This is a genomic window from Actinoplanes xinjiangensis, from assembly GCF_003148685.1.
Taxonomy (GTDB): Bacteria; Actinomycetota; Actinomycetes; order Mycobacteriales; family Micromonosporaceae; genus Actinoplanes; species Actinoplanes xinjiangensis.
Genome location: NZ_QGGR01000002.1, coordinates 245,105 through 269,149, shown reverse-complemented (window position 1 = coordinate 269,149; position 24,045 = coordinate 245,105). Strand labels below are relative to the sequence as shown.

General features: G+C 71.5%; 24 protein-coding genes. 8 read left to right on the top strand and 16 right to left on the bottom strand.

All coding sequences use genetic code 11. The annotated features are described in order from the left end of the window. Positions 1 to 12: 12 nt before the first annotated feature. Positions 13 to 1,302 (top strand): protein-L-isoaspartate O-methyltransferase family protein, encoded by a 1,290-nt coding sequence (locus BC793_RS51055; RefSeq protein ID WP_239170123.1) that lies wholly within the window; start codon positions 13 to 15, stop codon positions 1,300 to 1,302. An 898-nt stretch (positions 1,303 to 2,200) separates the two neighbouring features. Here BC793_RS51055 and BC793_RS04745 read toward each other — a convergent pair. Together BC793_RS04745 and BC793_RS04740 are read right to left on the bottom strand one after the other, a co-directional pair. After that, complete coding sequence (locus BC793_RS04745; protein WP_109589555.1) at positions 2,201 to 2,842, bottom strand: response regulator; 642 nt, start codon at positions 2,840 to 2,842, stop codon at positions 2,201 to 2,203. Then, entirely contained in the window at positions 2,839 to 4,092 is a 1,254-nt protein-coding gene (locus BC793_RS04740; protein WP_109590332.1) for a sensor histidine kinase, read from the bottom strand. The genes BC793_RS04745 and BC793_RS04740 overlap by 4 nt, the downstream gene beginning before the upstream one ends. A gap of 84 nt (positions 4,093 to 4,176) precedes the next feature. Between BC793_RS04740 and BC793_RS04735 the strand changes: the two genes are divergently transcribed. Continuing rightward, positions 4,177 to 4,851: a class I SAM-dependent methyltransferase gene (locus BC793_RS04735; RefSeq protein WP_109589553.1), complete on the top strand. Its 675-nt coding sequence runs from the start codon at positions 4,177 to 4,179 to the stop codon at positions 4,849 to 4,851. Here BC793_RS04735 and BC793_RS52200 read toward each other — a convergent pair. After that, positions 4,817 to 4,942 (bottom strand): hypothetical protein, encoded by a 126-nt coding sequence (locus tag BC793_RS52200; protein WP_275416199.1) that lies wholly within the window; start codon positions 4,940 to 4,942, stop codon positions 4,817 to 4,819. The two genes, BC793_RS04735 and BC793_RS52200, sit on opposite strands and share 35 nt — an antisense overlap. A 98-nt stretch (positions 4,943 to 5,040) precedes the next feature. Here BC793_RS52200 and BC793_RS04730 point away from each other — a divergent pair, with 98 nt between their 5' ends. Then, complete coding sequence (locus BC793_RS04730; protein ID WP_109589550.1) at positions 5,041 to 6,624, top strand: phospholipase D family protein; 1,584 nt, start codon at positions 5,041 to 5,043, stop codon at positions 6,622 to 6,624. A gap of 4 nt (positions 6,625 to 6,628) precedes the next feature. Here BC793_RS04730 and BC793_RS04725 read toward each other — a convergent pair whose 3' ends face one another. From BC793_RS04725 to BC793_RS04715, 3 genes are read right to left on the bottom strand one after another with little or no spacing between them, the layout of a single operon-like run. After that, positions 6,629 to 7,825 (bottom strand): aminopeptidase, encoded by a 1,197-nt coding sequence (locus tag BC793_RS04725; RefSeq protein WP_109589548.1) that lies wholly within the window; start codon positions 7,823 to 7,825, stop codon positions 6,629 to 6,631. 14 nt (positions 7,826 to 7,839) lie between these two features. Further along, positions 7,840 to 8,790, bottom strand: a complete 951-nt coding sequence (locus BC793_RS04720) for a pirin family protein (protein ID WP_109589546.1) — start codon at positions 8,788 to 8,790, stop codon at positions 7,840 to 7,842. A gap of 5 nt (positions 8,791 to 8,795) precedes the next feature. After that, positions 8,796 to 9,236: a MarR family winged helix-turn-helix transcriptional regulator gene (locus BC793_RS04715; RefSeq protein ID WP_109589544.1), complete on the bottom strand. Its 441-nt coding sequence runs from the start codon at positions 9,234 to 9,236 to the stop codon at positions 8,796 to 8,798. A 70-nt stretch (positions 9,237 to 9,306) separates the two neighbouring features. On the opposite strand from BC793_RS04715, the gene BC793_RS04710 reads away from it, so the two are divergent. Next, positions 9,307 to 9,771 carry a GNAT family N-acetyltransferase gene (locus BC793_RS04710; protein ID WP_239170124.1) on the top strand — a complete coding sequence of 155 codons (465 nt, stop codon included), beginning with the start codon at positions 9,307 to 9,309 and terminating at the stop codon, positions 9,769 to 9,771. Positions 9,772 to 9,837: 66 nt separating this feature from the next. Further along, positions 9,838 to 10,353, top strand: coding sequence for a GNAT family N-acetyltransferase (locus BC793_RS04705; RefSeq protein ID WP_109589542.1), 516 nt, complete (start codon positions 9,838 to 9,840; stop codon positions 10,351 to 10,353). Positions 10,354 to 10,359: 6 nt separating this feature from the next. Here the strand turns inward: BC793_RS04705 and BC793_RS52750 are convergent, their stop codons facing one another. The 6 genes from BC793_RS52750 to BC793_RS04675 form a co-directional block, all read right to left on the bottom strand. Further along, the gene (locus tag BC793_RS52750) at positions 10,360 to 10,980 is read right to left on the bottom strand and encodes a Clp protease N-terminal domain-containing protein (protein WP_109589540.1); all 621 of its coding nucleotides are present in this window, start codon (positions 10,978 to 10,980) and stop codon (positions 10,360 to 10,362) included. Position 10,981: 1 nt separating this feature from the next. After that, positions 10,982 to 11,218, bottom strand: coding sequence for a helix-turn-helix domain-containing protein (locus BC793_RS04695; protein WP_109589537.1), 237 nt, complete (start codon positions 11,216 to 11,218; stop codon positions 10,982 to 10,984). Between the two features lie 107 nt (positions 11,219 to 11,325). Further along, positions 11,326 to 11,529 (bottom strand): DUF3072 domain-containing protein, encoded by a 204-nt coding sequence (locus tag BC793_RS04690; protein WP_109589535.1) that lies wholly within the window; start codon positions 11,527 to 11,529, stop codon positions 11,326 to 11,328. A gap of 158 nt (positions 11,530 to 11,687) precedes the next feature. Beyond that, complete coding sequence (locus BC793_RS04685) at positions 11,688 to 12,404, bottom strand: VOC family protein (protein WP_239170125.1); 717 nt, start codon at positions 12,402 to 12,404, stop codon at positions 11,688 to 11,690. 144 nt (positions 12,405 to 12,548) lie between these two features. Beyond that, entirely contained in the window at positions 12,549 to 13,808 is a 1,260-nt protein-coding gene (locus BC793_RS04680) for a cation:proton antiporter (protein WP_239170126.1), read from the bottom strand. Beyond that, the gene (locus BC793_RS04675) at positions 13,805 to 15,886 is read right to left on the bottom strand and encodes an ATP-binding SpoIIE family protein phosphatase (protein ID WP_239170127.1); all 2,082 of its coding nucleotides are present in this window, start codon (positions 15,884 to 15,886) and stop codon (positions 13,805 to 13,807) included. The genes BC793_RS04680 and BC793_RS04675 overlap by 4 nt, the downstream gene beginning before the upstream one ends. Positions 15,887 to 16,415: 529 nt before the next feature. Here BC793_RS04675 and BC793_RS50500 point away from each other — a divergent pair. Further along, positions 16,416 to 19,346 carry a mechanosensitive ion channel family protein gene (locus tag BC793_RS50500; RefSeq protein WP_109589531.1) on the top strand — a complete coding sequence of 977 codons (2,931 nt, stop codon included), beginning with the start codon at positions 16,416 to 16,418 and terminating at the stop codon, positions 19,344 to 19,346. A gap of 567 nt (positions 19,347 to 19,913) precedes the next feature. On the opposite strand, the gene BC793_RS04665 is transcribed toward BC793_RS50500, so the two are convergent. Next, positions 19,914 to 20,270 (bottom strand): DUF6401 family natural product biosynthesis protein, encoded by a 357-nt coding sequence (locus BC793_RS04665; RefSeq protein WP_109589529.1) that lies wholly within the window; start codon positions 20,268 to 20,270, stop codon positions 19,914 to 19,916. 210 nt (positions 20,271 to 20,480) lie between these two features. Here BC793_RS04665 and BC793_RS04660 point away from each other — a divergent pair, with 210 nt between their 5' ends. Beyond that, positions 20,481 to 20,987: a hypothetical protein gene (locus BC793_RS04660; RefSeq protein ID WP_239170128.1), complete on the top strand. Its 507-nt coding sequence runs from the start codon at positions 20,481 to 20,483 to the stop codon at positions 20,985 to 20,987. A 408-nt stretch (positions 20,988 to 21,395) separates the two neighbouring features. Here BC793_RS04660 and BC793_RS04655 read toward each other — a convergent pair whose 3' ends face one another. Beyond that, entirely contained in the window at positions 21,396 to 21,680 is a 285-nt protein-coding gene (locus tag BC793_RS04655; RefSeq protein WP_239170129.1) for a hypothetical protein, read from the bottom strand. 4 nt (positions 21,681 to 21,684) lie between these two features. On the opposite strand from BC793_RS04655, the gene BC793_RS50495 reads away from it, so the two are divergent. Continuing rightward, complete coding sequence (locus BC793_RS50495; RefSeq protein WP_146246187.1) at positions 21,685 to 22,953, top strand: YML083C domain-containing protein; 1,269 nt, start codon at positions 21,685 to 21,687, stop codon at positions 22,951 to 22,953. Between the two features lie 256 nt (positions 22,954 to 23,209). Here the strand turns inward: BC793_RS50495 and BC793_RS04645 are convergent, their stop codons facing one another. Continuing rightward, a complete protein-coding gene (locus BC793_RS04645) occupies positions 23,210 to 23,398 on the bottom strand; it encodes a hypothetical protein (protein ID WP_109589526.1) in 189 nt (62 codons plus the stop codon). A 101-nt stretch (positions 23,399 to 23,499) separates the two neighbouring features. Continuing rightward, positions 23,500 to 23,964 (bottom strand): SRPBCC family protein, encoded by a 465-nt coding sequence (locus tag BC793_RS04640; protein ID WP_109589524.1) that lies wholly within the window; start codon positions 23,962 to 23,964, stop codon positions 23,500 to 23,502. Positions 23,965 to 24,045 lie beyond the last annotated feature (81 nt).

Genomic DNA, 24,045 nt, shown 5'->3' with positions numbered 1-24,045 from the left:
ACCGTGTCAGTCATGGAAGACGTCCGGCGGCGCTACCTCGAGCTGATCCGTGGTGACGGCCTGTCGCCCACGCTGGCCGAGGCGTTCGCGACGGTGCCACGAGAGGTCTTCGTGGCCGACGGATTCCACCGCCGCGACGGCCGGCGTGTGGTGCCCGCCGACCCGGAGTATCTGCCGACGGTCTACAGCGACGACGTGCTGGTCACCAAGCTCGCCGGTGAGGTCCCGGTCAGCTCGTCCAGCCAGCCGTCGCTGATGGCCGCCATGATCGAGGCGCTGGACGTGGCGCCGGGCATGCGTGTCCTCGAGATCGGCGCGGGTACCGGTTACAACGCGGCACTCCTCGCTTCGCTCGGCGCCGTGGTGACCACCGTCGACGTTCAGGCCGACGTCGCGGCCCGGGCACGGTCCGCGCTGGCCCGGGCCGGCATCGCGGGGGTACGGGTGGAGACCGCCGACGGCTACACCGGAGGCCCGTTCGAACGTTACGACCGCATCATCGTGACCGTCGGCGTCGCCGGCATCTCCCCGCACTGGCTGGACCGCCTGGATCCCGACGGCCGCCTGATCGTCCCGGTCGGGCACGGCGGCATCCACCCGGTCCTCGACATCCGCCCGGTCTCGGGCGGGCCCCCGGTCTCGGGCGGGCCCCCGGTCTCGGGCGGGCCCCCGGTCCCAGGCCGGCACCCAGGTCCGGGCGGGCCGCCGACGCAGGATGGCCCTCCGATTCAGGACGGGTTCCCGGTTTTCAGCGGCCCGCCGGTTCCGGAGGTGCGTTCGGTTCAGGGAGGCCGGGCGGTCCAGGACGCCCGCACCGGTCCGCTCACCGCGACCGTGGTCTGCTCGGCCGGTTTCATGAGCGCCGCCGGGCCGCTCGGTGCCCGCCATCCGCGCAGCCACCCACCGGTGGCCTCCGGTCTGGAGGGCCTGGACGAGGTGTCGCCGGCCCGCTGGAAACCAGCGCTCGACGCTGAGGCCTACCGTGGTCTCTGGTTCGCGGCCGCCGCCTGGCACCACCGGGTCAGCCACGCGTCGATCCCCGGCCGGGAGCAGAGTTACCTCGCGGTGCTCGACGACAGTGGCACGGGTGGCGCGGTGGTGCTGGCCGACGGGGCGATCCTCGCCTCGGGACCGCAGGCGGAGCGATGCGCGGCCGTCGGCACGGCGCTGTCCGACCGCTGGTGGGCACTGGACCGGCCGTCGATGAACGCGTGGCGGATCGGTTTCGCCCTGGTCGGCGACCCGGCCGCGCCGATCTGGTCCCCGACCCGCTGGACGCTGACACCGCCCGCCGCCCGCTAGAGAACTTCCGGATAGGGCCTCGTTTCTGCGCGCCGCGCCGAGGCCGGAATCGTGGTGAGCTGCACGCATCCGACAGCTAGAGAGCTTCCGGTGTCGAGGTCTGCGGCCCGCACCGCGATCTTGTGGAGTTCCGCGATGACGGTGTGACGGCTTTCGACAAAGAACGCGGAAGGACGGGGTCAGACCTCGGCACCGCAAGCTTTCTAGTGCCCGCAGATGGGCAGCCCGGCGCCGGTAGCGGTTGCACCGTCCGGACCTGTGATCTGCGAGCGATGACGGGAGCGCACACAACGCTTATGTGAGCTGCTGTCATCGCCATGACCTGGGTGAACGCGCACGATCGGCAGATCGTGTGCGTCGGTGCATGCCATGACGTATGTCCGAGCCCACGTTGAGCGATCGTGTGCGCCGGCCAACGTCGCCGCCCCTGCCGTCGGCAACCCGCATCAGTCAATCATCCCGGCCGCGACCGGCGTCGCGACCGGCGGCGTGGCGGGAGTGGTGGTGCGCGGCGCGGCGGGAGTGGTGGCGTGGCGTGGCGGGACCAACGATGCGGCGACGCGGCGGAACCGGCGGGCCGGCACGCACCGGCTCCCGGCAGCGCCGGACGCTGGTGTGCCCGGCAGTCACAGGAGAACCGGTCGGCAAGGATCCCGATCCGCGGCAAGCCGGGTCAGGTGTTCCGGGAGCAGCCGTTCAGAGACCGCGACGACATCATGTGAACTTCAGCGACGACGATGTGCCGGCCCTCCACGAGATCGCGGATGAGCGGGGCAGCCCCTGACTCCGGAAGCCCTCCGCTGGCGAAGGGCGAAGGGCGGAGGGCGGAGGCGAAAGGCGGAGGGCGGAGGGCGGAGGGCGGAGGATCATTTGACCCGCTGGGCGGAGGCGCTGGGCGTCATCGGGATCTCAGATAGGCCAGCACCGCCAGCACCCGCCGGTTGGTGTCGTCGGTCGGTGGCAGGCCCAGCTTGGCCAGGATGTTGCCGACGTGTTTGCCGACCGCCGGGTCGCTGATGAACAGGGCCGCCGCGATCGCCGAGTTGGACCGGCCCTCGGCGATCAGGGCCAGCACCTCCCGCTCCCGGCCGGAGAGACCGGCGAGCGGATCCTGTGGTCGGCTGATCAGGCGGCGCACCACGTCCGGATCGACGACCGTGCCACCGGTGACCACGGTGCGCAGCGCGGCCACGAACTCGGTGATGTCGGCGACCCGGTCCTTGAGCAGATATCCGACGCCGTCGCCGGTGCCGATCAGGTCGGCGGCATAGTCGTGCTGCACATACTGGCTGAGCACGATGACCGGGAGGCCGGGGCGGTTCTGCCGGAGCCGGACCGCCGCCCGGAGCCCCTCGTCCTGAAAGGACGGCGGCATCTTGATGTCGGTGATCACCAGCTCCGGCCCGTGCCGGTCGACCGCGGTCATCAGCTCGGCGGCGTCACCGACCGCGGCGACCACCTCGAACCCGAACCGGACCAGCACCCCGACCAGACCCTCACGCAGCAGGACACCGTCCTCGGCCAGGACGACCCGGGTCACAGCTCGACCCGCAGCAGGGTCGGCCCGCCGGACGGGCTGGCCAGCAGCAGTTTGCCGCCGGCCGCGGCGACCCGGTCGGCCAGCCCGGTGAGCCCGGAGCCGCGGGCCGGGTCGGCCCCGCCCCGGCCGTCGTCGAGGATCTCCAGCACGATCGCCTCCCCGGACCGGGTGAGGCGCACCTGCACGGATGCGGCGCGGGCGTGTTTGGCGACGTTGGTCAGGGCCTCCGCGGCCACGAAGTAGGCGGTGGTCTCGACCCGCTCCGGCAGCCGGCCGGCGATCGCGTCGGCGTCCACCGCGACCGGCACCGGCGAGTTGGCGGCCAACTCCCACAGGGCGGCCGGCAGCCCCAGGTCGGCAAGGGTCTGCGGGCGGATGCCGTGGACCAGGTCGCGCAGCACCACCATCAGCTCCTTGGCCTGGTCGTGGGCCCGCCCCAGCGGCTCGGCGGCGGGCGAGTCACCGGGCAGGTCCAGCCGGGCCATGCCGAGCTGGAGGGTGAGGCTGGTGAGCCGGTGCTGGGCGCCGTCGTGCAGGTCGCGCTCGATCCGGCGGCGCTCGGCGTCGAACGCGTCGACCAGCCGCGCCCGGGACAGCGACACCTCGGTCAGCTGGTCGCGCAGCACGTCGGTGCCGCCGAGCAGCCGCCGGGCCAGGGCGGTGTGCAGCGCCGCCACGGCGCCGGCGAGATAGAGCACGAGGGGGAGCCCGGCGAGACCGAGGAACATGAACGGCACCGACTCGGGCCCGCCGTGGATCACCAGGTCACCGAGCCGCCACTCGGCGATCCACGGGCTGAACAGCAGCACCGCCTCGACGACGGCGAGCAGGGTGGCACCCAGCACGAGCAGGGGAGCGGCCAGGGCGAGCAGCACCGCGTAGGCGACGGCCCGCCACGTCGACTCCTCACGGTAGCGGGCCACGAACCAGGCGACCGGGCCGGACATCAGTGGCCGGTGCGGGGCGGGCAGCCGCAACCGGCGCCGCTCCACCGCGGCCAGCGGCAGCGCCACGGCCGGTCCGGCGGCGGCGAACAGGAACGCCGACGTCAGTATCAGGACGACCACGGCCGCCGGTGGCTCCCGGCCCTCGGTGACGTCCTGCCCGGCGACCAGCCAGGGCAGCATCAGCATCCAGAAGCCGAACGCGACCGGCGCGGCGAGCACGGCGGTCACCGCCAGGTGCAGCAGCGACCACCACGGCCGGGCCGTGAGCAGGTAGCGGCGGTCCTTCAGGTCATCGATCAGCACCGGCTCACGGTAGCCAGCGGCGAGGGGCCCGGCCCAGCCGTTCAGGGACACCTTCCGGGGTAGTGCTGGGTATACCTTCTACGGATGAAGGCGGTCTACGACGAGATCGCGGACTGGTACGAGACCGAGTTCCTGCCGGTCACCCTGCCCGGTGACCCGCTGGGTGTCCGGCAGGCGATCACCGGGCAGCTCGGTCCGGGCCGGGGCCGCTGCCTGGAGATCGGCTGTGGCACCGGCGTCCATGCGGCCCAGGTGCGCGGGCTCGGCTGGAGCCCGGTCGGCGTCGACCTGTCCGCCGGGATGCTGCGGCACGCGTCCGGCCGGCTGCCGGTCGCCCGCGCCGACGCGACCCGGCTCCCGCTGCGGGACGGCTCGGTGGACGCGGCGATCTCGGTGATGGCGCACACCGACATGCCCGGCTACCCGGCCGTGCTGCGTGAGGTCAGCCGGGTCCTGCGCCCGGGTGGGCGGTTCGTTCACATCGGTGTGCACCCGGCGTTCTGTGGCGGGTTCGCCGATCGCGGCGATCCGGCCGCGGTGGTCATCCGCCCCGGATACCTCGACGGGCACTGGACGAAGGCGTCGTGGACCGACCGAGGCGTCCGCGACAAGGTCGGTGCCAGTCACTGGCCCCTGCCCGCCCTGCTGACCGCCTTCCTGGAGGCGGGCCTGCGACTCGAGGGTTTCGTCGAGGGCGGTTCGCCGGTCCCGACGATGCTCGCGATCAGAACATCATCAGCATCGCGGCAGTACCCATGAGCACCAGGAGAAGGACCGCGATGAGCAGCCCCTTCTCGGTGGTGTCGGTGGCCTCGGCCATGGTCGTCGTGGTCAGTGGCTCACTGCTCATGGGTCCGGTCCTCCGAGGGGGGTGAGGTGTCCGCTCCGGATGCGAGCGACGGCGGAGAGGCTTACCGTGAGGGCGTCGTCGACCTCGAAGGGGCTGCAGTGCCGCCGCAGGAATGGCTTCTCTCCGCTGCCGAACGCGGCAACCCGGACACCTCCATACCCATATGGAACACCGGAAACACGGTCGAGCCGCTTATTCACGGGCAAAATTACTTCGATCGGCTGGCGAGCGAGGTCGGCCAGCTGAAGTCCGGTGATCACCTGTTCTTCACCGACTGGCGTGGTGACCCGGACGAGCGGACCAGCGACGACGGGCCGACCGTGGCCGAGCTGTTCTCCGCGGCCGCCGCGCGCGGCGTGATCGTCAAGGGCCTGCTCTGGCGCTCCCACGTCGACAGGCTGGCGTACAGCGAGGAGGAGAACCGCAACCTCAGCGACGACATCGAGGCGGCCGGCGGCGAGGTGCTGCTCGACCAGCGGGTCCGCCGCGGCGGGTCACACCATCAGAAGCTCGTGGTGCTGCGTCATCCGGGCCGTCCCGAGCTGGACATCGCCTTCGCCGGTGGCATCGATCTGTGCCACAGCCGCCGCGACGACGCCGAGCACCACGGCGATCCGCAGGCGGTCAAGATGGCCGCGTCGTACGGCCCGAACCCGCCCTGGCACGACATCCAGCTCGCCCTGCGCGGCCCGGTCGTCGGCGCCCTCGACCACTCGTTCCGGGAGCGTTGGACCGATCGGGTCCCGCTGGATCAGAACGGCCCGATCGCCACCGTCACCGACCGGCTGCGTCATGAGGACCTGAGTCCCGACCCGCTTCCCGAGCAGCCACCGGACCCGCCGGAGTGTGGCACGCAGACCGTCCAGGTGCTGCGGACCTATCCGGCGATGCGCCCGCCGTACGGCTTCGCCCGGCTCGGCGAGCGCAGTGTGGCCCGCGGCTACACCAAGGCGATCAAGCGGGCCCGCCGGCTGATCTACCTGGAGGACCAGTACCTGTGGTCGAAGGAGGTGGCCCAGCTCTTCGCCGAGGCGATGCGGGACAACCCGGAGCTGCACCTGATCGCGGTGGTGCCGCGTCACCCGGACGTGGACGGCGGTTTCGCGCTGCCGCCCAACCAGGTGGGCCGCGAGCAGGCCGTCGAGTTGTGCAGGCAGGCCGCCGGTGACCGGGTGCACGTCTTCGACCTGGAAAACCACGCCGGCACCCCGATCTACGTGCATGCCAAGATCTGTGTGATCGACGACATCTGGTGCAGCGTCGGCAGCGACAACTTCAACCGTCGTTCGTGGACGCATGACAGCGAGCTGTCCTGCGCGGTGCTCGACGACACCAGGGACGAGCGGGAGCCCCGTGACCCGGCCGGGCTCGGCGACGGTGCCCGCCGGTTCCCGCGGGATCTGCGGCTGGCCCTGATGCGGGAGCACCTGGATCGGGCCGACGGCGACGACGCCGACCTGCTCGATCCGGCCGACGCCGTGGAGGCGATGACGGCCGCCGCGGACCGTCTGCGGGACTGGCGGGACGGTGGCCGGGTCGGGCCCCGCCCGGCGGGCCGGCTGATCCCGCACGAGACGGAGCGGCTGCCGTGGCACCAGCGGCTGTGGGCCCTTCCCGCGTACCGCCTGGTCTACGACCCGGACGGCCGGCCCTGGCGGGATCGCCGGCACGCCCGGTGGTGACCGGTCAGAGCACCCACTCGTCGTTGCGGATGATCTCGATCGTGCCTTTCGGTCCGGTGCCGGTGACCGTGATGCCGTCGCCGCCGATCACCACGTCGGTGTGTACGGCCGAGGTGTTCAGCCCCAGCTCCTCGCGCTGGGCGACGGTCATCGCGGCGCCGCCGTCCACGGCGAACGGGAAGCTGGAACCCCAGGCCACGTGACAGCCGGCGTTCTCGTCGAAGAGCGTGTTGTGGAAGACGATCCCGGTGCGGGCGATCCGGCTGTCCGAGTCGACCAGGGACACCTCGCCGAGGGAGCGGGCGCCCGGATCGGTCTCCAGCTGCGCGCGGACGACGTCGGCGCCGGAGTCCGCGGTGGCCGCGACGATCCGCCCGCCGGAGAACTCCAGCCGCAGGCCGAGAACCAGACTCCCGTTGAGCACCAGCGGTTTCGTCACCCGGACGACCCCGTCCGCGGCGCGCCGGTCGGGGCTGGTGAAGACCTCCTCGGTCGGGATGTTCGGCATGAACGGCACCCCGTCGCCGTCGATCAGCCCGCCGCCGGTCCACCGGCATCCCGGGATCAGCCCGACGGTGAGGTCGGTGCCCTCGCCGACATAGCGGACCGAGGTCAGCTCCAGATCGTCGAGCCGGGCCCCGCGCTCGGCCAGCGTCGCGGCCCGCTCCCGCCAGGCGAGCGCCGGGTCCGCGGCGTCCAGGCGCATCGCCGTCGACACCGCGTCCCACAGGCGCGCGGTGTCCGGCTCGCCGAAGACCTGATGTGCCCAGCCCGGGTTGGGTGCGCCGACCACGGTCCAGCGCAGCCGGCCCATCACCTGCTCACGCATGGCCCGCACCTCGTCGGCCGGGAACGCGGCGGCACGCACCGGGTCGGCACCGTCGAGCAGGTGCGGATCGGGGTCGCCGATCAGGGCGATCGACGCGATGCCCTGATCGGCCCACTCGCGGATGCGCTGCAGCGCCCAGCCGCGGCTGGCGGACAGCGACTCCAGGCTGGCGTGATCGACGGCGGAGCGGCGCATCGGGCCGTCCGACCAGATCGGCTCGACCCAGGCTGCCCCGGCCGCATACGCGGCGGCCACGACGGCCCGGGCGATCTCCAGATGCGCGGTGTCCGTACGAAGAATGACTCCCTGCCCGGGCTGGACGTTGACACCGGCCCGGACCACGACGTCGGCGAATCGCTCGATGTGGTCCATGCCGCTCAGCGTAATCAGTCGGTGTGCGGTACGCGCGCCGCCGGAACGACGCCGAGCCGTCCTTTCTGGAAGTCCTCGAAGGCCTGCTTCAGCTCGGCCTGCGTGTTCATCACGAACGGCCCGTAGTGGGCGATCGGCTCCCGGATCGGCTGTCCACCCATCACGAACAGGTCGAGTTCGGTCTTCGCCTCGACCCGGACCGCCTCGCCCGGCCCGTGGGTGGCGAGCTGCCCGCGGCGGACCGGCCGCATGTCGGTGCCCACCGAGCCCTCGCCGGAGAGCGTGTAGACCAGAGCGTTGTAGTCGGTCTGCCACGGCAGATCGAGCCGCGCACCCGGTTGCAGGGTGATGTGTGCCAGGTTGATCGGTGTGAACGTCGAGCCGGGACCGCGGTGACCGGCGATCTCACCGGCGATCACCCGGATCAGGCCGCCACCGTCCGGGGTGGTGAGCAGTGCCGCCTTACCGCCCCGGATGTCCTGGTATTTCGGGTCGATCATCTTGGCCGCGCGCGGCAGGTTGACCCACAGCTGGAGTCCGTGGAAGAGCCCACCGCTGACCACCAGGTGCTCCGGCGGCGCCTCGATGTGCAGGATTCCGGAGCCGGCCGTCATCCACTGCGTGTCGCTGTTGGAGATCGAGCCGCCGCCACCGAGCGAGTCCTGGTGGTCCATGATCCCGTCGATCATGTAGGTGACCGTCTCGAACCCGCGGTGCGGATGCCAGGGCGTCCCCTTCGGCTCGCCCGGCGCGTAGTCGACCTCGCCCATCTGGTCCAGGTGGATGAACGGGTCGAGCTCGGACATCGGCACTCCGGCGAAGGCCCGGCGGACCGGGAAACCCTCGCCCTCGTAGCCCTGCGGTGCGGTGGTCAGCCGCCGGACCGCGCGGAACTCGGTGGTCACCGGGTCGAGTCGCGGCAGGCGGGGGAGGACGAGGACGTCGTCGACGGTGATGGCGGGCATGGGTCTCACACCTTCCTGATCTTGGCGAAGACGCGGCCGATCACGGCCAGTTCCTCGTCGTCGAGATGATCGATGAAGCTCTCGCGGACGGTCGCCAGATGCGCGGGCGCGGCATCACGCAGCGCGGTCAGCCCCTCCTCGGTGAGGACGGCCTCCTGACCGCGCCCGTCGTCCGGGCAGCTCTCCTTGCGTACCAGCCCTCGTTTGATCATGGAGTTGATCTGGTAGGTGATCCGGCTCGGCGACAGGACGAGGCGGCTGGCCAGCTCGCCCATCCGGATCCGCCGGCCGGGCGCGTCGGCGAGCGCGATCAGCACGTGATAGTCGTTCATGCTCAGACCGGTGGCGGCGCGCAACTCGTCCTCGAGGCGGGTGTGCAGCGCCCACGAGCTCTCGATGAAGGTGCGCCAGTGCGCCAGTTGCGTCCCGGTCAGCGGTTCGGCCATGCCGGGAACAGTACTCCTTCAAATCTGAAACTTCAAATCTGAAATAAACGTGCACGGTTAGGGTGCTTCCGTGAAGATCCGCCAAGCCACCGCCGACGACGTCGACGAACTCGTCCGCCTCCGCGCGATCATGCTCCAGGCGTTCGGTCGCGGCGCCTGGAACGACGACTGGCGCGCCCCGGTCCGGGCGTCCCTGCTGCGCCGCCTCGCCGCCGCGGAGCCGGTCCTCGCGGCCTTCGTCGTCGAGCACCCCGACGGTCCCGGGCTCGCCGCGTGCGCGGTCGGCGTCATCGACGAGCACCTCGGCAACCCGTACAGCCCCGACGGCCGGGTCGGCTACGTCTTCAACGTGGTCACCGAACCCGCGATGCGCCGCCGCGGCTACTCCCGCGCCTGCCTGGAGGCGATCCTGCGATGGTTCCGCGACCAGGGCGTCCGCGTCGCGGACCTGAAGGCCTCGCCGGACGGCGAGCCGCTCTACACGTCGCTGGGGTTCGCCCGCACGTCCGAGCCCGCGATGCGCCTGCGTCTCTGAAACCCTTCTCCGGTACGGCCACCCGCACCCGGTTCACGAGAACTCCGGCCCGGCTACCGTGGCCCCGTGACCGAACTGACCACCGACCGTCTCCTGCTGCGGCCCTTCGACCTCGGGGACGTTGCGGCCGTGCACGCCTACGCCGGCGACCCCGAGGTGGTCCGTTTCATGGACTGGGGCCCGAACACCCTGCCCGAGACGGAGGCGTTCGTGGCCGAGGCGGCCGGAGCGGTCGACCCGGCCGGCGGCGTCCATCCGTTCGCCATCGAGCACGACGGTCACCTGATCGGCGCCGTCGAACTCCGCGTCACCAGCCGCCTCCACTCCCGCGGCGAGTTCGGTTACGCCCTGGCCCGTTCCGCATGGGGCCGCGGCTTCGCCACCGAGGCGGCGACCGCGGTGCTGGCCTTCGCCTTCGACCGGGCCGGCCTGCACCGCGTCGCCGCCACCTGCGATCCGGCCAACACCGGCTCCCGTCGCGTCCTGGAGAAGGCCGGCCTCACCTGCGAGGGCCGTCTGAAGGAATACCTGCACATCCGCGGCGAGTGGCGGGACCGCCTGCTCTTCGCCGCGATCCGGTGACGACTGTTACGCCGCCGGGGTGTTGAGTGACTGGGTGAGCCGCTCGCGGGCCACGTCGAAATCGACCCCGCGCTCGGCGAGGATCAGCATGGCCAGGCCCTGACCCTCGCGCAGGATCCCGAGCGCGATGTGTTCCGGCGCGATGAAGTTGTGTTTGAGCCGGATCGCTTCGCGCAGGGACAGTTCGAGGGCCTTCTTGTTGCGCGCCGAGAAAGGCCGGTGCCCGGTCACCGTGGTGGGGGTGAACCGCCCGAGGATCCCCTTCTTCCTGGGCGCGGGCCGGGCCATATGCAGCGCCCCGGCCCCGAAGTTCTCCTCGATGGCGGCCCGTACCGCGTCCAGGTCGATGCCGATCGACTTGAGCGCCGCGGCGTCCTCGGCGTCCCGGTCGGCGATGACGGCGGTTTCGCTCCGGTCGCCGAGGTGCCGGACGATCGCCTGTTGGACGTAGGTCTCGTCGACCTCGCCCGCGGCGCCCCGGAGGGCCTCGCGGACCGCGCTGTTCTCCCCGGAGACCAGCGACAGCAGGATGTGCTCGGTGCCGATCGTCTCGTGCCCGAGCGCCCGCGCCTTCCCCTGGGCGCCGATCACGACCTCGCGGGCCGCCTTGGTGAATCGCTCGAACATCTCAGTCCTCCCGTGGATCCGGCATCGGCAGCAGCCGGGCGTGCTTCTTGTGCACGCCCTGGCGGGTCACTTCGAGCGCGTCGGCGATCTCCTGCCAGGACCACCCTCTGGCCCGGGCATTCGCCACCTGGAGGCGCTCCAGCCCCTCCAGGAGCCGGCGCAGCGCCACGACCGCCCGCAGTCCGACCCGGGGGTCGGTGCTGCCGGCGGCGGCGGCGAGATCGGTAGCTTCGGTCATGTCGTCAACTTACGTTGACAGCGCCATAGTGTCAACCGGGGTTGACGACTCGGGTACGAGAGAGGGCCGGCCCGATGACGGGCCGACCCTCTCTCGTACCGCGTGGGTCAGGCGCCCCGGCCGGTCTTCTCCTGGAGCTCGTCGATCTTGCGGGACGCGTCCGCCTTGGTCAGGCCGTCCGGCACGTCCTCCTGTGCCTCGGTGGCGAGAGTCTGCAGGTAAGACTCCTGCGCACCGGTGGCCGGCTGGTCGCCGGTGGTCCAGTCCTGCGGGTCCTTGATGGCATTGCCGGCGTTCGTCTGGTCGGTCATGACGCCGTCCTCTCGTCGCGAGTGTCGAACGCCTGTGCCATTACCCGCCGCGGCTCGTTTCACACGCCGAGATCACCGGCTTCACCCGGCCGGAACACGGAGAGGCCGGCCCCGCAGGGCCGGCCTCTTCCGAGAAACGTGCTGGTGGTACGGGTGGATCAGTCCCAGGCAGGCAGGGTGCCCAGGGAGACGGTCAGCTCGACCGGGTGGTGCACCGGCGCGGCGACCGTGAAGCGGGTGCCGAACGGGTCACGCAGCTCGGCGAGGGCGGTCAGCCCGGCCTCGGAGGGCTCCATGATGACCGCGCCGCCGAGACGCTCGCAGTGGTCGGCCGCGGCCCGGATGTCCTCGACCTGGAAGGCCGCACGCCACCAGGCGCCGCGGTAACCCGGAGCGAGGCCGGCGACGGCGTCGTGGGCCTGGTTCAGCCACTCGCCGGAACCGAACTGCTGGTTGAGCAGCCAGCCGAACGCCGAACCGTAGAAACGGGCCGCGGCGTCCGGGTCGTCGGTGATGAGTTCCGGCCACGACATCGTGCCGGGTTCGCCGCCGGCCTGCGCGCCGGCGAAGTCGTAGCCCTGCCACAGGCCGATGATGGCGCCGTTCGGGTCGGCGACGATCGCGCGCCGGCCGCCGTGCGCCTCGGTCGGGTGACTGAGGCAGTGGCCGCCGGAAAGGGCGACCTGTTCGAGCGTCTCCTCGAGGTCGGGTGTGCTCAGGTGGGTGAGCCAGCCGTCCGGCCGGTCGAACTGGCTGCGGGTGAGGCCGGCGACAGCACGCCCCCCGAGCTTGAACCGATCACCCGCCGACTCCCAGCCGAACAACTCTCCGTAAAACTGTGCCGCGCGTGCGGGGTCCGCACTCGCCAGTTCCACCCAGCAAGGTGTCAAGGGTGCATAGCCTCTGATCCGCATGAGCCGCTCCATGGTGGACATCCCCAGTTACCTTCGTACTCTACGGCACTGATAACGCTTCGTCACCACCGGCCGGTTCATTGTCTGGTTTAGAGCAGTTTTAAACTACTCTTGGTAAGCGGGTGTGTGATCCAGGTGACGCATCACCGGGGTCGCGGCTACGCCGTGCAGCACTACGGACACGACGACGACGAATGCCGCGGTCGCCCAGACGAGTGGTTCGTCCGGGAAATCGGCATGTGTCACTGCATACGCTAGGTAATAGAACGTGCCGACGCCACGGATACCGAACGTGGCGATCACCCAGTGTTCCGATAGGCGTCCAGGGGCTCCGCGCAGAGCGGCGAAAGCGGCCAGCGGGCGGATGACGAAGATCAGCGCGAGGCCGGCGAGGGCGGCCGGCCAGGTGAGCGGCGCCAGGAGGCCACCGACCACGGCGCCACCGAGCAGAAGCAGCAGGAGTACGGTCAGCAGCCGCTCGATCTGCTCGGCGAAATCGTGCAGCACCTGGTGGTACTCGTGGGAGCGCTCGGCCGCCCGGATCGCCCGCGCCGCCACGAAGACGGCCAGGAAGCCGTAGCCGCCGGCGACCTCGACCACCCCGTACGCCAGAAAGGTCGCCGCCAGGGCCTGAAAGCCCTCGGAATGCCGGGCCAACCGCAACGAGTCCCGTTTGACCCGGAAGAACAGCCGGCCGAGGAACTTCCCGATCACGATCCCGCCGACCAGCCCGACCACGCCCTTGTAGAGGACGTCGGCCAGCACCCACTCACCGAGCCAGCCGCCCGGATCCAGCCCGTGCGCCGCGATCGCGATCGCCGCATAAACGAACGGGAACGCCAGCCCGTCGTTCAGCCCCGCCTCGGACGTCAGCGCGAACCGGACCTCGTCCTCCGAGTCCTCCTCGTCGGTCGGCTCACCCACCTGCACATCCGACGCGAGCACCGGATCGGTCGGCGCCATCGCCGCACCCAGCAGCAGTGCCGACGCCGGCACCAGCCCCGCCCACCACCAGCCGAGCAACGCCACCGCGGCGATCGTCACCGGCATCGCGATGATCAGCAGCCGGAACGTCGACGCCCACCGGCGGCGCCCGAACGGCCGGTCGATCTTCAGCCCGGCACCCATCAGCGCCACGATCACGCCCACCTCGGTGAGGTGCTCGGTCAGCTTCGGATGCGCGAGAGGATCGGCCGCCGGCAGGCCCAGCGGCAGCCCGAAGAGCAGCAGCCCCAGCCCGAGGAACGCCATCGGCATGGACAGTGGCCGGCGCTCCAGCACCCGGGGCAGGATCCCGGCGAGCAGGGCACCCGTGCCGATCAGGGCGAACAGCACATCGGACACCTGTATGTCCGGGAAAATCATGCCCGCGCTTTACCCGCCAAGAGCATCTCGAACCACACCGTCGATCCCCGCACCGTCGGGTCCGTGCCCCACGAATCGCTGAGTTCCTCGATCAGCCCCAGGCCCCGGCCGCGGCTGGCCAGCGTGTCGGCGTGCGCCCGGATCACGCTGCCGCGCGTGCCGGTGTCGGCCACCGACACCAGCAGCCGCTCCGCGTTCAGATCGATGTGCACCTGCGCCGGGGTCCCCGCGTGCAACAGGGCGTTCGTCGTCAGCTCACTCGTGCACAGGATCGCCGCGCCGATCACCGGCTCCGGCACACTCCACTCCCGCAGCCGCGTCGTCATCCACTGCCGCACCCGGCTCGGGCTCGTCGGCTCGGCGGCCACCTGCAACGTCGCCGCCCGGCTCATCGCCAGGGCGTGCTCCACCGCCAGCACCGCCACATCGTCATCGGTGGTGCCCGGCACCGCGGCCGTCGCCAGTGAGCACATGTTGCGCGGATCGCCGCTCGGCGACGCCGCCGCCGCCGTGACCAGCGCATCCAGCCCGTCGTTGAGCGGCCGGTCGCGCCGCTCCACCACGCCGTCACTGAACATCAGGATCGTGTCGCCCGGCTCCAGCCGCACCGCGCCGGTCTGCCAGCGCCCGCCCAGGCCCAGCGGCGCACCCGGCGGCACCTTCACCAACTCGGCGGTGGCCGGCCCGCCGCTCCGCCCGGCCCGGCGCAACACCGGTGGCGGATGACCGGCGCTGGCCAGCGTGATCGAACCGTCCGACGGGTCCAGCACCCCGTACACCACGGTCACGAAGATCTCTTCGTTGCGTGACTCCGCGCCCAGCGAGCCGACCAGCCGGTCCAACCCGGCCAGCACACTCGGCGGCGACGGATCGGTCAGCGCCATCGCCCGCAGCGCCGCCCGCACCTGACCCATCACCGCGGCGGCCCGCACGTCGTGCCCGGCCACGTCACCGAGCACCATCGCCAGCCGGCCGTCGAGCAGATGGAACGCGTCATAGAAGTCGCCACCGGCCGCGTTGCCGTCGACCCCCACGTCATAACGCGCGGCGATCCGGAACGTGTCGAGCTCGGGCAGATGCTCGGGAAGCATGCTGCGCTGGAGCAACTGCGCGGTACCGTGCTGGGCCTCGAACCGCCGGGCCCGCTCCGCCGCCTGCGCGACCAACTCGGCCGCCGCCGTCAGCAGCGCCCGCTCGGCGGGCAGCCAGGTGTGCGCCCGGCGGAAACCGACCGTCAGCGCGCCCCGCAGCGACGGCGTCCGCAACGGCAGGGCGGCCAGGGAACGCACCCTCCGCTCATGCCGGTCGGCGGCCACCGCCGCGAGCGGCTCGCCGTCGGCGACGAACGTCGCCCGCCCGGTCTCCGCCGCGGCCACCGCGGGCGCGGCCCGATCGGCGCTGATGCGCCGCCAGACGGGTGGCAGCCGCTCGTCCACCTCGTCCAGCATCTCGCCGCGGATGCGGCGGACATAGCGATAGGTCAGGCCCTCGTCCACGGCCAGAACGCAATGATCCAGATCAAAGGACGCCATCGCGTACGCCAGGACGACCCGCGTGACATCGTCGATGGTGAGGGCGCCGGCCAGCCGGGCGGTCAGCTCACCGAGGCTCTGCAGCCGGTGGATCACATGCGTCGTCTCGGCCGCCACCGTGAGCACCCCGGCCACCGCGCCCCGCGACGTGCGGACCACCGAGTGGCCCCGGGTGTAGAACGCCGGCTCGGTGCGGCCCGGCGCGACCTGCACCTGACTCTCCGGCTCCAGGATCGACCGGCCGGTCCGGTGCACCTGCTGGATCACGCCACCCAGGCCCGGCTGGTCCCACGCGGCACCGAATGCGGCCGCGGCGGGACGGCCCAGCGCCGCCGGATGCAGCGCGTCGAGCACCTCGGCATAGGCATCGTTGTAAATGACCACGAAATCGTCACCGACGGTGAGCAGCATCGGCACCGGAGAGGAGAGGGCCAGCTCCACCGCGGCACGAACCGCCGGATCCCACCCCGTGATCGGGCCGAGCGAGGTGGCCGACCAGTCGAAGGAGTGCACCAGCGCGGAACAGCCCAGGCCGGTGTGCTGCATCCCCGCAGTCTGCAGGGGGAGCGTGGTGATCGTGGACGGGTGAGGACCACCCACCCCGAAACCTCCCGACCCGACCATGCGGAAAGCCTATCCCGTGTGGTCCGTTTGTACGATGCCCCACCGGCCGTCCGTCCGGTTATTGACCGTTTCCTGATACGCCTGCGGAATCGATGCCGAGAGTGGCTCGCGGTTGTGCTCACCGTGAGTGAAGGTCGGATAGCGGTGAGGTCCCGTTCACCACCATGATCCTGAACCACCGGCCGCCACCGCGACCCGCCCGCCGCACGGTGTGACACACCACATGGCAGGCCTCAGGCAGCCCGCCGACCAGCGGAGTCTCTGCGACGCGCCTTCGTCCGGCTCGCACTCTCGTCCGAGTCACCCCCGCTAAGGGCGGACCCTGATCAGGCGATGCCTGGCCGGGTGTTATGCCGCTTTACGCAGGGCCGGGCCCGAATGTCAGGGGGCCGTGGTACTCCTGCGGGGAGGCGGTGGCCGACGCCCCGCCTCGGCGAGTCAGGGAGGACGGATGACCGGAGACGGGCTGACCCGAAGCCTGAACGACATGTGGCGGTCCGTGGTGCTCTATCTGCCGACGGTCCTGGTGTCGCTGCTGATCCTGATCGCCGGCTACCTGCTGGCCCGCCTGGCCCGCACCGTCACGGCCAAGACACTGCGGCGGGCAGGCTTCGACCGCGCCGTCCAGAGCGGGCCGGCCGGGCGCCTGCTCAGGCCCGGCACCCCCAGCATCACCGACGTCTGCGCCCGGCTGGTCTTCTTCGTGGTGCTGCTGTTCGGCCTACAGGCGGCATTCGGCGTGTGGGGGCCCAACCCGGCGAGCGACCTGATCACCGCCCTGATCTCCTGGCTGCCACAGGTCCTCGTCGCCATCGTCATCGTCGTGGTCACCACGGCGATCGCCCGCGCCGCCCACGATCTCGCTCTCGCCGTCCTCGGCGGCCTCACCTACGCCCGCGTCCTCGCCAAGGCGGCCGCCGCCGTGATCGTCACCCTGGGCGTGATCGCCGGCCTGGACCAGATCGGCATCGCCACCTCGGTGACCAGACCCCTGCTGATCACCATCCTGGCCACCGTCGCCGGGGTGATCATCGTGGGCGTCGGCGGCGGCCTCATCCGGCCCATGCAGCAACGCTGGGAAGGATGGCTCGACCGCGCGGCCACGGAGTCGGTGGCGATCCGCTCACAGGCCCGCGCCTACGCGGAAGAACGATCCCGGCAGGCCACCGAGCAGCCACCCACCAGCGCCGAAACCCCTGACGCCCCCGCCGCTGCGCCTCGGCCCCATCCGGGCCCGGCCGGTGCCGGCCGGCCCCGTTCCGATCCGGGTGAGCCCGGCTCGGCTGGTTCCGGCACGCACGGTTCCGATCCGAGTGGGTCAGGCCCGGCTGGTTCCGGCTTGCCCGGTGCCGATCCGGCAGGATTCGGCCCGCCCGGTTCTGATCCGGCAGGCTCCGATCCAGCAGGTTCCGATCCGGCTGGTTCCGATCCGGCTGGGTCTGGCCCGGCCGGCTCAGGACCTGCTGACCAGCGGCCCGCGGGTTCCGGGAGCGCGAGGTCGAGGAGTTCCGCCGATGTCATCGGTTTCACCTCTCTCAGGCCCGCTGATCCCAGCGGTTCCGATGACACCTTCGCCATGGCCGCGCCCGAGACGCCCGGCGGCTCCACCGGGCATGACGGTGCAGTGGGTGAGCCCGACATCGGTCCGGCCACCGGTGGGCAGGGTGAGGCCGACTCGTTGCCGGTACCGGGAGCACGGCTCACCGATGCTCGGCGCCGCGCAGGAGAGGCTCGCCGTGCCGGTGAAGCCGACCTGGCCGCCGAAGTACGCCGGGCCTCCGAGGACCGCCGAACGGAAGCGGCGACTCCGGTCGTGGCCGGAGCCATGGCGGGCCCCACCTCGGGGACCGCGACCCGGCCGGCAGCGGACGACCGAACTTCCGCTCCTGAGTTCCGGCCGGAGCCAGGCGCGGAAGCGGCGACTCCGGTCGTGGCCGGAGCCATGGCGGGCCCCACCTCGGGGACCGCGACCCGGCCGGCAGCGGACGACCGAACTTCCGCTCCCGAGTTCCGGCCGGAGCCAGGCGGAGCACAGCCGGACATCGAGGACCAGCCCACAGCGGCGTTCTCCAGCGGGTCGGCACCTGGAGCCGGAAGCCGACCGATCGAGTCAGCGAAGCCGGCGGGGCCAGGCGGGTCTGCCGGGTGGTCAGGATCTGCCGGGTCCCATGAGTCTCTGGTCCGGCCGGGACCTGCCGGGTCCTCTGAGTCTCCGGTCCACCCGGGCCCTGTTGGGTCGCCGGCGCCTGCTGGGTCGGGTGAATCTCCGGTCCGGCCGGGCCTACGCCTGGACGGCGGTGACGATGACTTCGGAACGGCACCGGCCGGGTCGGCGGTTGACTCGACTGGATCGGCCGGGCCCGACAGCGGAGACGTTTCCGCCGTTCGAAGCCGCGAGCCCGAGGGCGCCCCGATGGCCGGTCCCGAATATCCGGAGGAGGCCGACGACTGGGCGTGGGAGACCCGCTGGGCTGATGAGGAACGCCGCGCCCGCGAACAGGACAGCGACGAGACACAGGTCATCGTCGCGCCGACGGATGACCGGCCCCACATGATTCCGGGCTTCGACCGCTACGACGAGTTGCCCACCGATCCCGGCCTCGGCGACGAGGACGACACGGTCTTCGTGAGAACGGGAGCCGCCGAAACCACACTCCTCACCCCCGGAGTACGGCCCAAGCCGGCTCCCTCACGGTCCGCTCCGGCCGATGTCAGCGAGCCACCGCCCGGCGGTGAGCCACCGCCCGGCGGCGAGGCGACAGCCGACGAGCCGACGGCGTTCATCTCACCCGGCGGTGGGTCGGCGTCTGGTTCAGAGCCCGGTGAACCGTTGGGGCCGCCGTCGCCGGATGAAGAGTGGCGGTCCGGTGGCGTGACCGAAGGTGAGCCGACGGCACTCCTTCCGCCCGGCGGTTACTCGGCGGATGGTCCCACGGTTGAGGAGCCGACCAGGGTTCTGTCGGCCGGTGGGCCGGTCCTTGATCCGGCGGATGCGGATGGTGATGAGACGACGACCTTCCTTTCTCGTGGGGAGGAGCCGACGGCGACTCTGCCGGGTTCGGAGGAGCCGACGACCTCGATCATCACCCGTGGGCCGGACGTCAGTGACGAACCGACAGTCGTCCGCGGAACGGGGACGGGCTCGGCCGTGGTGATCGACGAAGACGACGGGGAACGCACCCAACTCGTGCCGCTGCCCGTCGCGGAGGCCGAGGCTGACGAATCCGCGGCTGCCGGCGCTGATCGGCTGGGTGGTGTGCGACCCGGGGTGGAGGAGCCCACGGTGAGTACGCCGGGCAGCAGCGGAGAAAGCCACTCTGAAAGAGATCGGATCGGTTCGCGAAGAGAGGAACCGACGGTGGAAGGCCCGCGGCCGATGTGACCGGACGCGGGGAGACCACGACGGGGCGGACCAGAGGCGGGAGGACCAGTGCGGCAGGCCCACGGCCGAGAGGCCCGGAGGCGGGAGGACCACGGCTTGGAGGCCCGGAGGTGCGAGGTCCGGTGGACTACGGCTTGGCGGCTCGAAGACGGAGGCCTGGAGGTGTGAGGTCCGGAGGTCGGAGGACCACGGCCTGACGGCCCGAACACGGAGGCCTGGAGGCCGGAGGACTACGGCGGGGAGGCACGGCGGGAGGACTGGGGCCAAGAGGCCCGAGGCGGGAGCCCGGAGGTCGGAGGTCGGAGGACCACGATGGGGAGGCCCGGCGGCGGCAGGACCATGGCTGGGGGGACCCCGAGGCGGGTGGGCGGTAGCGGGAAGAGCGAAGGTGGGATGACGGAAGGCCGGCACCGGGGTTCCGGTGCCGGCCTTCATGGTCGGGGATTCGGGTGGCAGGGCTGGCCGAATCAGCCGGCCGGGACGGTCAGGGTGGAGCGGCTGCTACCGGGATTCGCTGCCGTGGGCCGCGGTTCGGGGTGGCGGGATGCCGCTGTTCCGGGAGGTTGGTCAGTTCGGGGCCGGCAGGGTGGTGGCCAGCATGCAGACGGCGAGGAGACGGCGGAGTACCCAGTCGCTGTCGGACCAGTCGATGTCGCCCTCGGGAGCGGCCCAGCCGTGCTGGAACGCGGCGTCGCGAACACCTTCGGCGTAGGCCGCGAGCAGGATCGCGGTCAGTGGACGGGAGTCGGCGTTGAGGCTGTCCCGGACGCCGGCGGCGTGCTGGTCGATCACCGACATGAGGCCGGGGTTCGCCTGGGCGGCGGCGAGACCGGTCACGCCGACAGCGGCGGTCAGGTCGGCGAGCGAAGCGTGGGCGGAGCGCTGAGCAGCGCGGGCGGCGGCGTTGCTGAACAGGCCATTCATGAGAAGAACGTTAGGTAGCCCAGGGTGACCGACGGGTCCATCACCGTTGCAGGCAGGTTGAACTCGCCGAACCCGGGAAATCGCCTTGAGTGCCGGCCGGCGACGCGCACCACGCCGTCCGGCCGCTGTCTGCCGGGTGGGCCGGTGAGGGAATCCGCCAGGCGGCGGGTGGAAGCGTTCTGGCTGGTGGCGGTGTGGAGGGAGCGGAGAATGAGCGTGGCGGAACAGCACGCGGCTACGGGCGGCGGTGAGGAGCCGGCCGTGGTGGAGAGCGGGCCCGACTCGGCGCACCGGCGGCCCGATGGGCTGAACGACGTCACCGTCGAGGCACTCGGCAAGCTCAGTGAGGCCCTGGAGACCGTGGAACGGGTGCGCGGGCATCTCTACAGTGCGCACCAGCTCATCGGGCAGGCGGACTTCGCGCTCGATGACGCGGTCTCGTTGTTCATGCAGGCGGGGCACACCGAGACGGCTGAGCGGATCGAGCGGGAGCTGATCGGGCGCAACGTCATTCCGGGGCACTGGACGTTCCAGATCGTCGAGGAGTTCGACGACGGGTACTACGCCGAGTTCCGCGACATCGAGCGTGATGCGCGGGAACGACTGGCGGGCGGTCGACGGCATCTGTACGAGGCGGAACTCAAGGAACGCCGCCGCACCCACGGCCGACCGGGGCACGAGGCCCGGCCCGGACGGGTCGAGGAATCCACCGACTGATCGCGGTGGTGGCGGACACCACCGGCTGATCGCGGCGCCAGGACGACGGCCCGCGATGCACGGACTGAACGGTCCCCGAAGGCGGTCCGCAGGCAGCAGCCTGGAAAGCCGGCAGGAGCCGGCGCGGCACGAGCCAGGGCCGAGTTGGCACGGGCCGAGGTGGTCCGTGGGCTACGGGCTGGAAGCCGGCACGACCCCGGGCGGAACGAGCCCGAGGCGGTGCGCTGGCAGTGGCCTGGAAGCCGGCATGAACCGTCGGCCGATGGGCGTGACGATGGCCGGGTGGCCGCTCATTCGGGCGACAGCGGGCCAGGTCGCCGACCGGTGGGAAGGACGGCGGGGCCGGTGAGGGGGCCGGCCGAGAGCGCGCAAGCGAGCCGTCGGCCGGTGGCGGGAGGGTCCGTCGGGTTACTCCGAGTAGTCGACTGTTTCGGGGCGGCGGCGCTCGGCGTCGTCGGCGATGATCACGGTGGCTACCACCATGGCCACTACGACGGCGAAGAACCAGGACGCGTCATCAACCAGCTTTGCTGCCAACGGAGCCTGGAAGGCAGCCAGAAGGAAGCCGACCCAGGCGAGGCGGCGCTGACGCTCGGAGAGGAAACCGACAGATCGCACCCGGATAGTCTGGCTCGATATGGGCAGATCGCCGTCACCCGTTCGGCCGATTCTCCGTTGTCCGATGGTGCCCACCGACTTGCGTCTCCGTCGCTCAATTGTCGTCGCCGCCGGGGTTGCGGCGCTGGCCGTGGGAGGCGTCGCGATGGTCTGGACGGCGCCCACCGGGCCGTCCTCGCCGATCGTCGCGCCGGTGGTGGACGAGCGGGTGGTCGCCGGGCCGCTGGACGGGCGGACCGCCGCCTGGCTCACCGTGGGTGATGCCGCGGCGCGGGTACGGGTACGGTTCGCGCGGCTGCCGGGCCTGCTCTACCGGATCAGCACCGCCTCCGACGCGGGTGTCGTGCCGGTCGTCGAGCGCCGTGGTGGCCGGGTCACGGTGCGGCTGTCCGAAGCCGAGGGGGACGGGCTCGACGAGGTGTGGATCGTCCTGAACCGGAGTGTGCGGTGGGACATCCGCCTCCCGGCCGGGGCGGGCGAGCAGCAGCTCAACCTGCGGGACGGGCGGGTGCAGCGGGTCGAGGTCGGTGCCGCGGGGCTGGCCGAGGTGTGGCTGCCGGAGCCGGACGGGACGGTGCCGGTCGTCTTCACCGGTGGGATCGGCACGGCGATCGTGTCGGTGCGGCGCGGTGTTCCGGTTCGTGTCCACCTCGCGGAGGGTGCCGGATCGGTGGAGACACCCTGGATCGCCAACAACGGCACCGGCGCCGGGGCGGTGCTCCGGGAACCGGGCTTCGGCCTGGCCCGGAACCGGTTCGCGATCCGCGCCGAAAGCGGTATCGGTGGCCTGGTCATCCGTCGCCCGCCGGACCGCGAATCGCCCAGCGGAGACCCGGATGCGGTGCTCCGGAAACCGGGCACGGCACCTTCCGCCGGGCAGCCCGGTCCGGCGACCGGAGACCGGCGCCCCACCTCGGCGCCCGGAACGCGGGACCCGGGTGCGCGGGAACCGGGCCGGCGGGGTGCCGGGAAGCCGGGTCAGCGGGAGCCGGGTCAGCGAGGGCGAAGTGCGCGGGACCAGAGTCAGCGGGAGCCTGGTCAGCGAGGACGGGGTAAGCGGGACCAGGGTGTGCGAGAGCCCGATCGGCGAGGTACACGGCAACCGGGGCCGGGGCGGCCGGGTGTGCGTAAGGCCGGGCCCGACCCGGCCGACCGGAAGGTCCCCCAGGACGCCGCATCAGGCCGGTCCGGCCGGGCCGCGAAGCCTGATCGCGGACCGGCGCCCGTCCGGAAACCGGCACTGACCACTGAACCGCGCCGAACGGACGACCCGATCCGGACGGGCAAACCGCTCACCAGCGCGAGATCAGCGAAGCCGACGCGGACCGGGCCAGCGCAGTCGCGTTGATCTCCGCGTCAGCCGGACGGCCGAGCTGGGGCAGGTGACGGGCGCGTGTTGATCACCGCGTCAGCCGGACGGCCGGGCTGGGGCAGGGGTGACGGGCGCGCGTTGATCACCGCGTCAGCCGGATGGCCGGGCTGGGGCAGAGGGGTGACGGGGTCGCGTTGACCACCGCGTCAGCCCGGCGGCCGGGCTTCGGCCCGGTGTTTCGCCCACCGGGCCGTCCGTAGGCTCGGAACCCTGCGTAGACCGTACAAAAAAATCAGTGGGGTCCGGTTCGTCCGGTCGTGCTGGGCCGCTCGCCTCCGGTGGCCGAAGGGTCCGCGCCGGCGTCGTTGTCGGTGGGGTCGTTCTGGCCGTCGGTGTCCCAGCTCGCCATCGCCTTGTTGAGCTCGCTGAGCGGGAGTCGCTCCTCGTCGCGCCAGGTCTCGTTGTCGCGTGAATCGGTCATGACTGTTGGCATACCCGCCGGAAAGTCCCGGAAACGGCGGAGACGGCCGCCGGAATGGCGGCCGTCTCGCAGAGCCGATTCGTTCAGGGTGCGCCGATCGTTCAGATGCCGGGCCGGTCGACCTGGCCACGCCACGCGCCGGTCTCGATGCCGCCACGGCTCTCGATGAACTCCTTGAACCGGTGCAGGTCGCTCTTCACCCGCCGGTCGATCACGCCCAGCTTGTCGCCGGCCGTCTCGACGAAGCCCTGCGGGTCGAAGTCCATCTGCACGGTGACCCGGGTGTGGGTGTCGTCGATGCGGTGGAACGTGACCACGCCGGCCTGCTTCTCGCCGTCGGTCGCGTGCCAGGCCACCCGCTCGTCGGGCAGCTGCTCGGTGATCTCGGCGTCGAACTCGCGCTTGATGCCGGCGATCTCCGTCTTCCAGTGCGTGTGGGTGTCGTCGAGCTGCCTGATCTCGCTGACGCCCTCCATGAACCGGGGGAACTCCTCGAACTGGGTCCACTGGTTGTAGGCGGTGCGAACCGGGACGTTCACGTCAACGAACTCGGTGACCGTGCTCACGCATTTCTCCCTTCACTAGCCTTACAAGCCCTTTGCGGGCCGGCGCGGCGTCGACAGCTCCGCCGCCTGACCTCGGCGGGA

Bases quoted from the DNA above. Each gene is read 5' to 3' on its own strand.
- BC793_RS51055 (WP_239170123.1), top strand. From the start codon at position 13: ATGGAAGACGTCCGGCGGCGCTACCTCGAGCTGATCCGTGGTGACGGC.
- BC793_RS04735 (WP_109589553.1), top strand. From the start codon at position 4,177: ATGAAGGCGGTCTACGACGAGATCGCGGACTGGTACGAGACCGAGTTC.
- BC793_RS52200 (WP_275416199.1), bottom strand. From the start codon at position 4,942: ATGAGCAGTGAGCCACTGACCACGACGACCATGGCCGAGGCCACCGAC.
- BC793_RS04725 (WP_109589548.1), bottom strand. From the start codon at position 7,825: ATGGACCACATCGAGCGATTCGCCGACGTCGTGGTCCGGGCCGGTGTC.
- BC793_RS04720 (WP_109589546.1), bottom strand. From the start codon at position 8,790: ATGCCCGCCATCACCGTCGACGACGTCCTCGTCCTCCCCCGCCTGCCG.
- BC793_RS04715 (WP_109589544.1), bottom strand. From the start codon at position 9,236: ATGGCCGAACCGCTGACCGGGACGCAACTGGCGCACTGGCGCACCTTC.
- BC793_RS52750 (WP_109589540.1), bottom strand. From the start codon at position 10,980: ATGTTCGAGCGATTCACCAAGGCGGCCCGCGAGGTCGTGATCGGCGCC.
- BC793_RS04695 (WP_109589537.1), bottom strand. From the start codon at position 11,218: ATGACCGAAGCTACCGATCTCGCCGCCGCCGCCGGCAGCACCGACCCC.
- BC793_RS04690 (WP_109589535.1), bottom strand. From the start codon at position 11,529: ATGACCGACCAGACGAACGCCGGCAATGCCATCAAGGACCCGCAGGAC.
- BC793_RS04680 (WP_239170126.1), bottom strand. From the start codon at position 13,808: ATGATTTTCCCGGACATACAGGTGTCCGATGTGCTGTTCGCCCTGATC.
- BC793_RS04675 (WP_239170127.1), bottom strand. From the start codon at position 15,886: ATGCAGCACACCGGCCTGGGCTGTTCCGCGCTGGTGCACTCCTTCGAC.
- BC793_RS50500 (WP_109589531.1), top strand. From the start codon at position 16,416: ATGACCGGAGACGGGCTGACCCGAAGCCTGAACGACATGTGGCGGTCC.
- BC793_RS04665 (WP_109589529.1), bottom strand. From the start codon at position 20,270: ATGAATGGCCTGTTCAGCAACGCCGCCGCCCGCGCTGCTCAGCGCTCC.
- BC793_RS04660 (WP_239170128.1), top strand. From the start codon at position 20,481: ATGAGCGTGGCGGAACAGCACGCGGCTACGGGCGGCGGTGAGGAGCCG.
- BC793_RS04645 (WP_109589526.1), bottom strand. From the start codon at position 23,398: ATGACCGATTCACGCGACAACGAGACCTGGCGCGACGAGGAGCGACTC.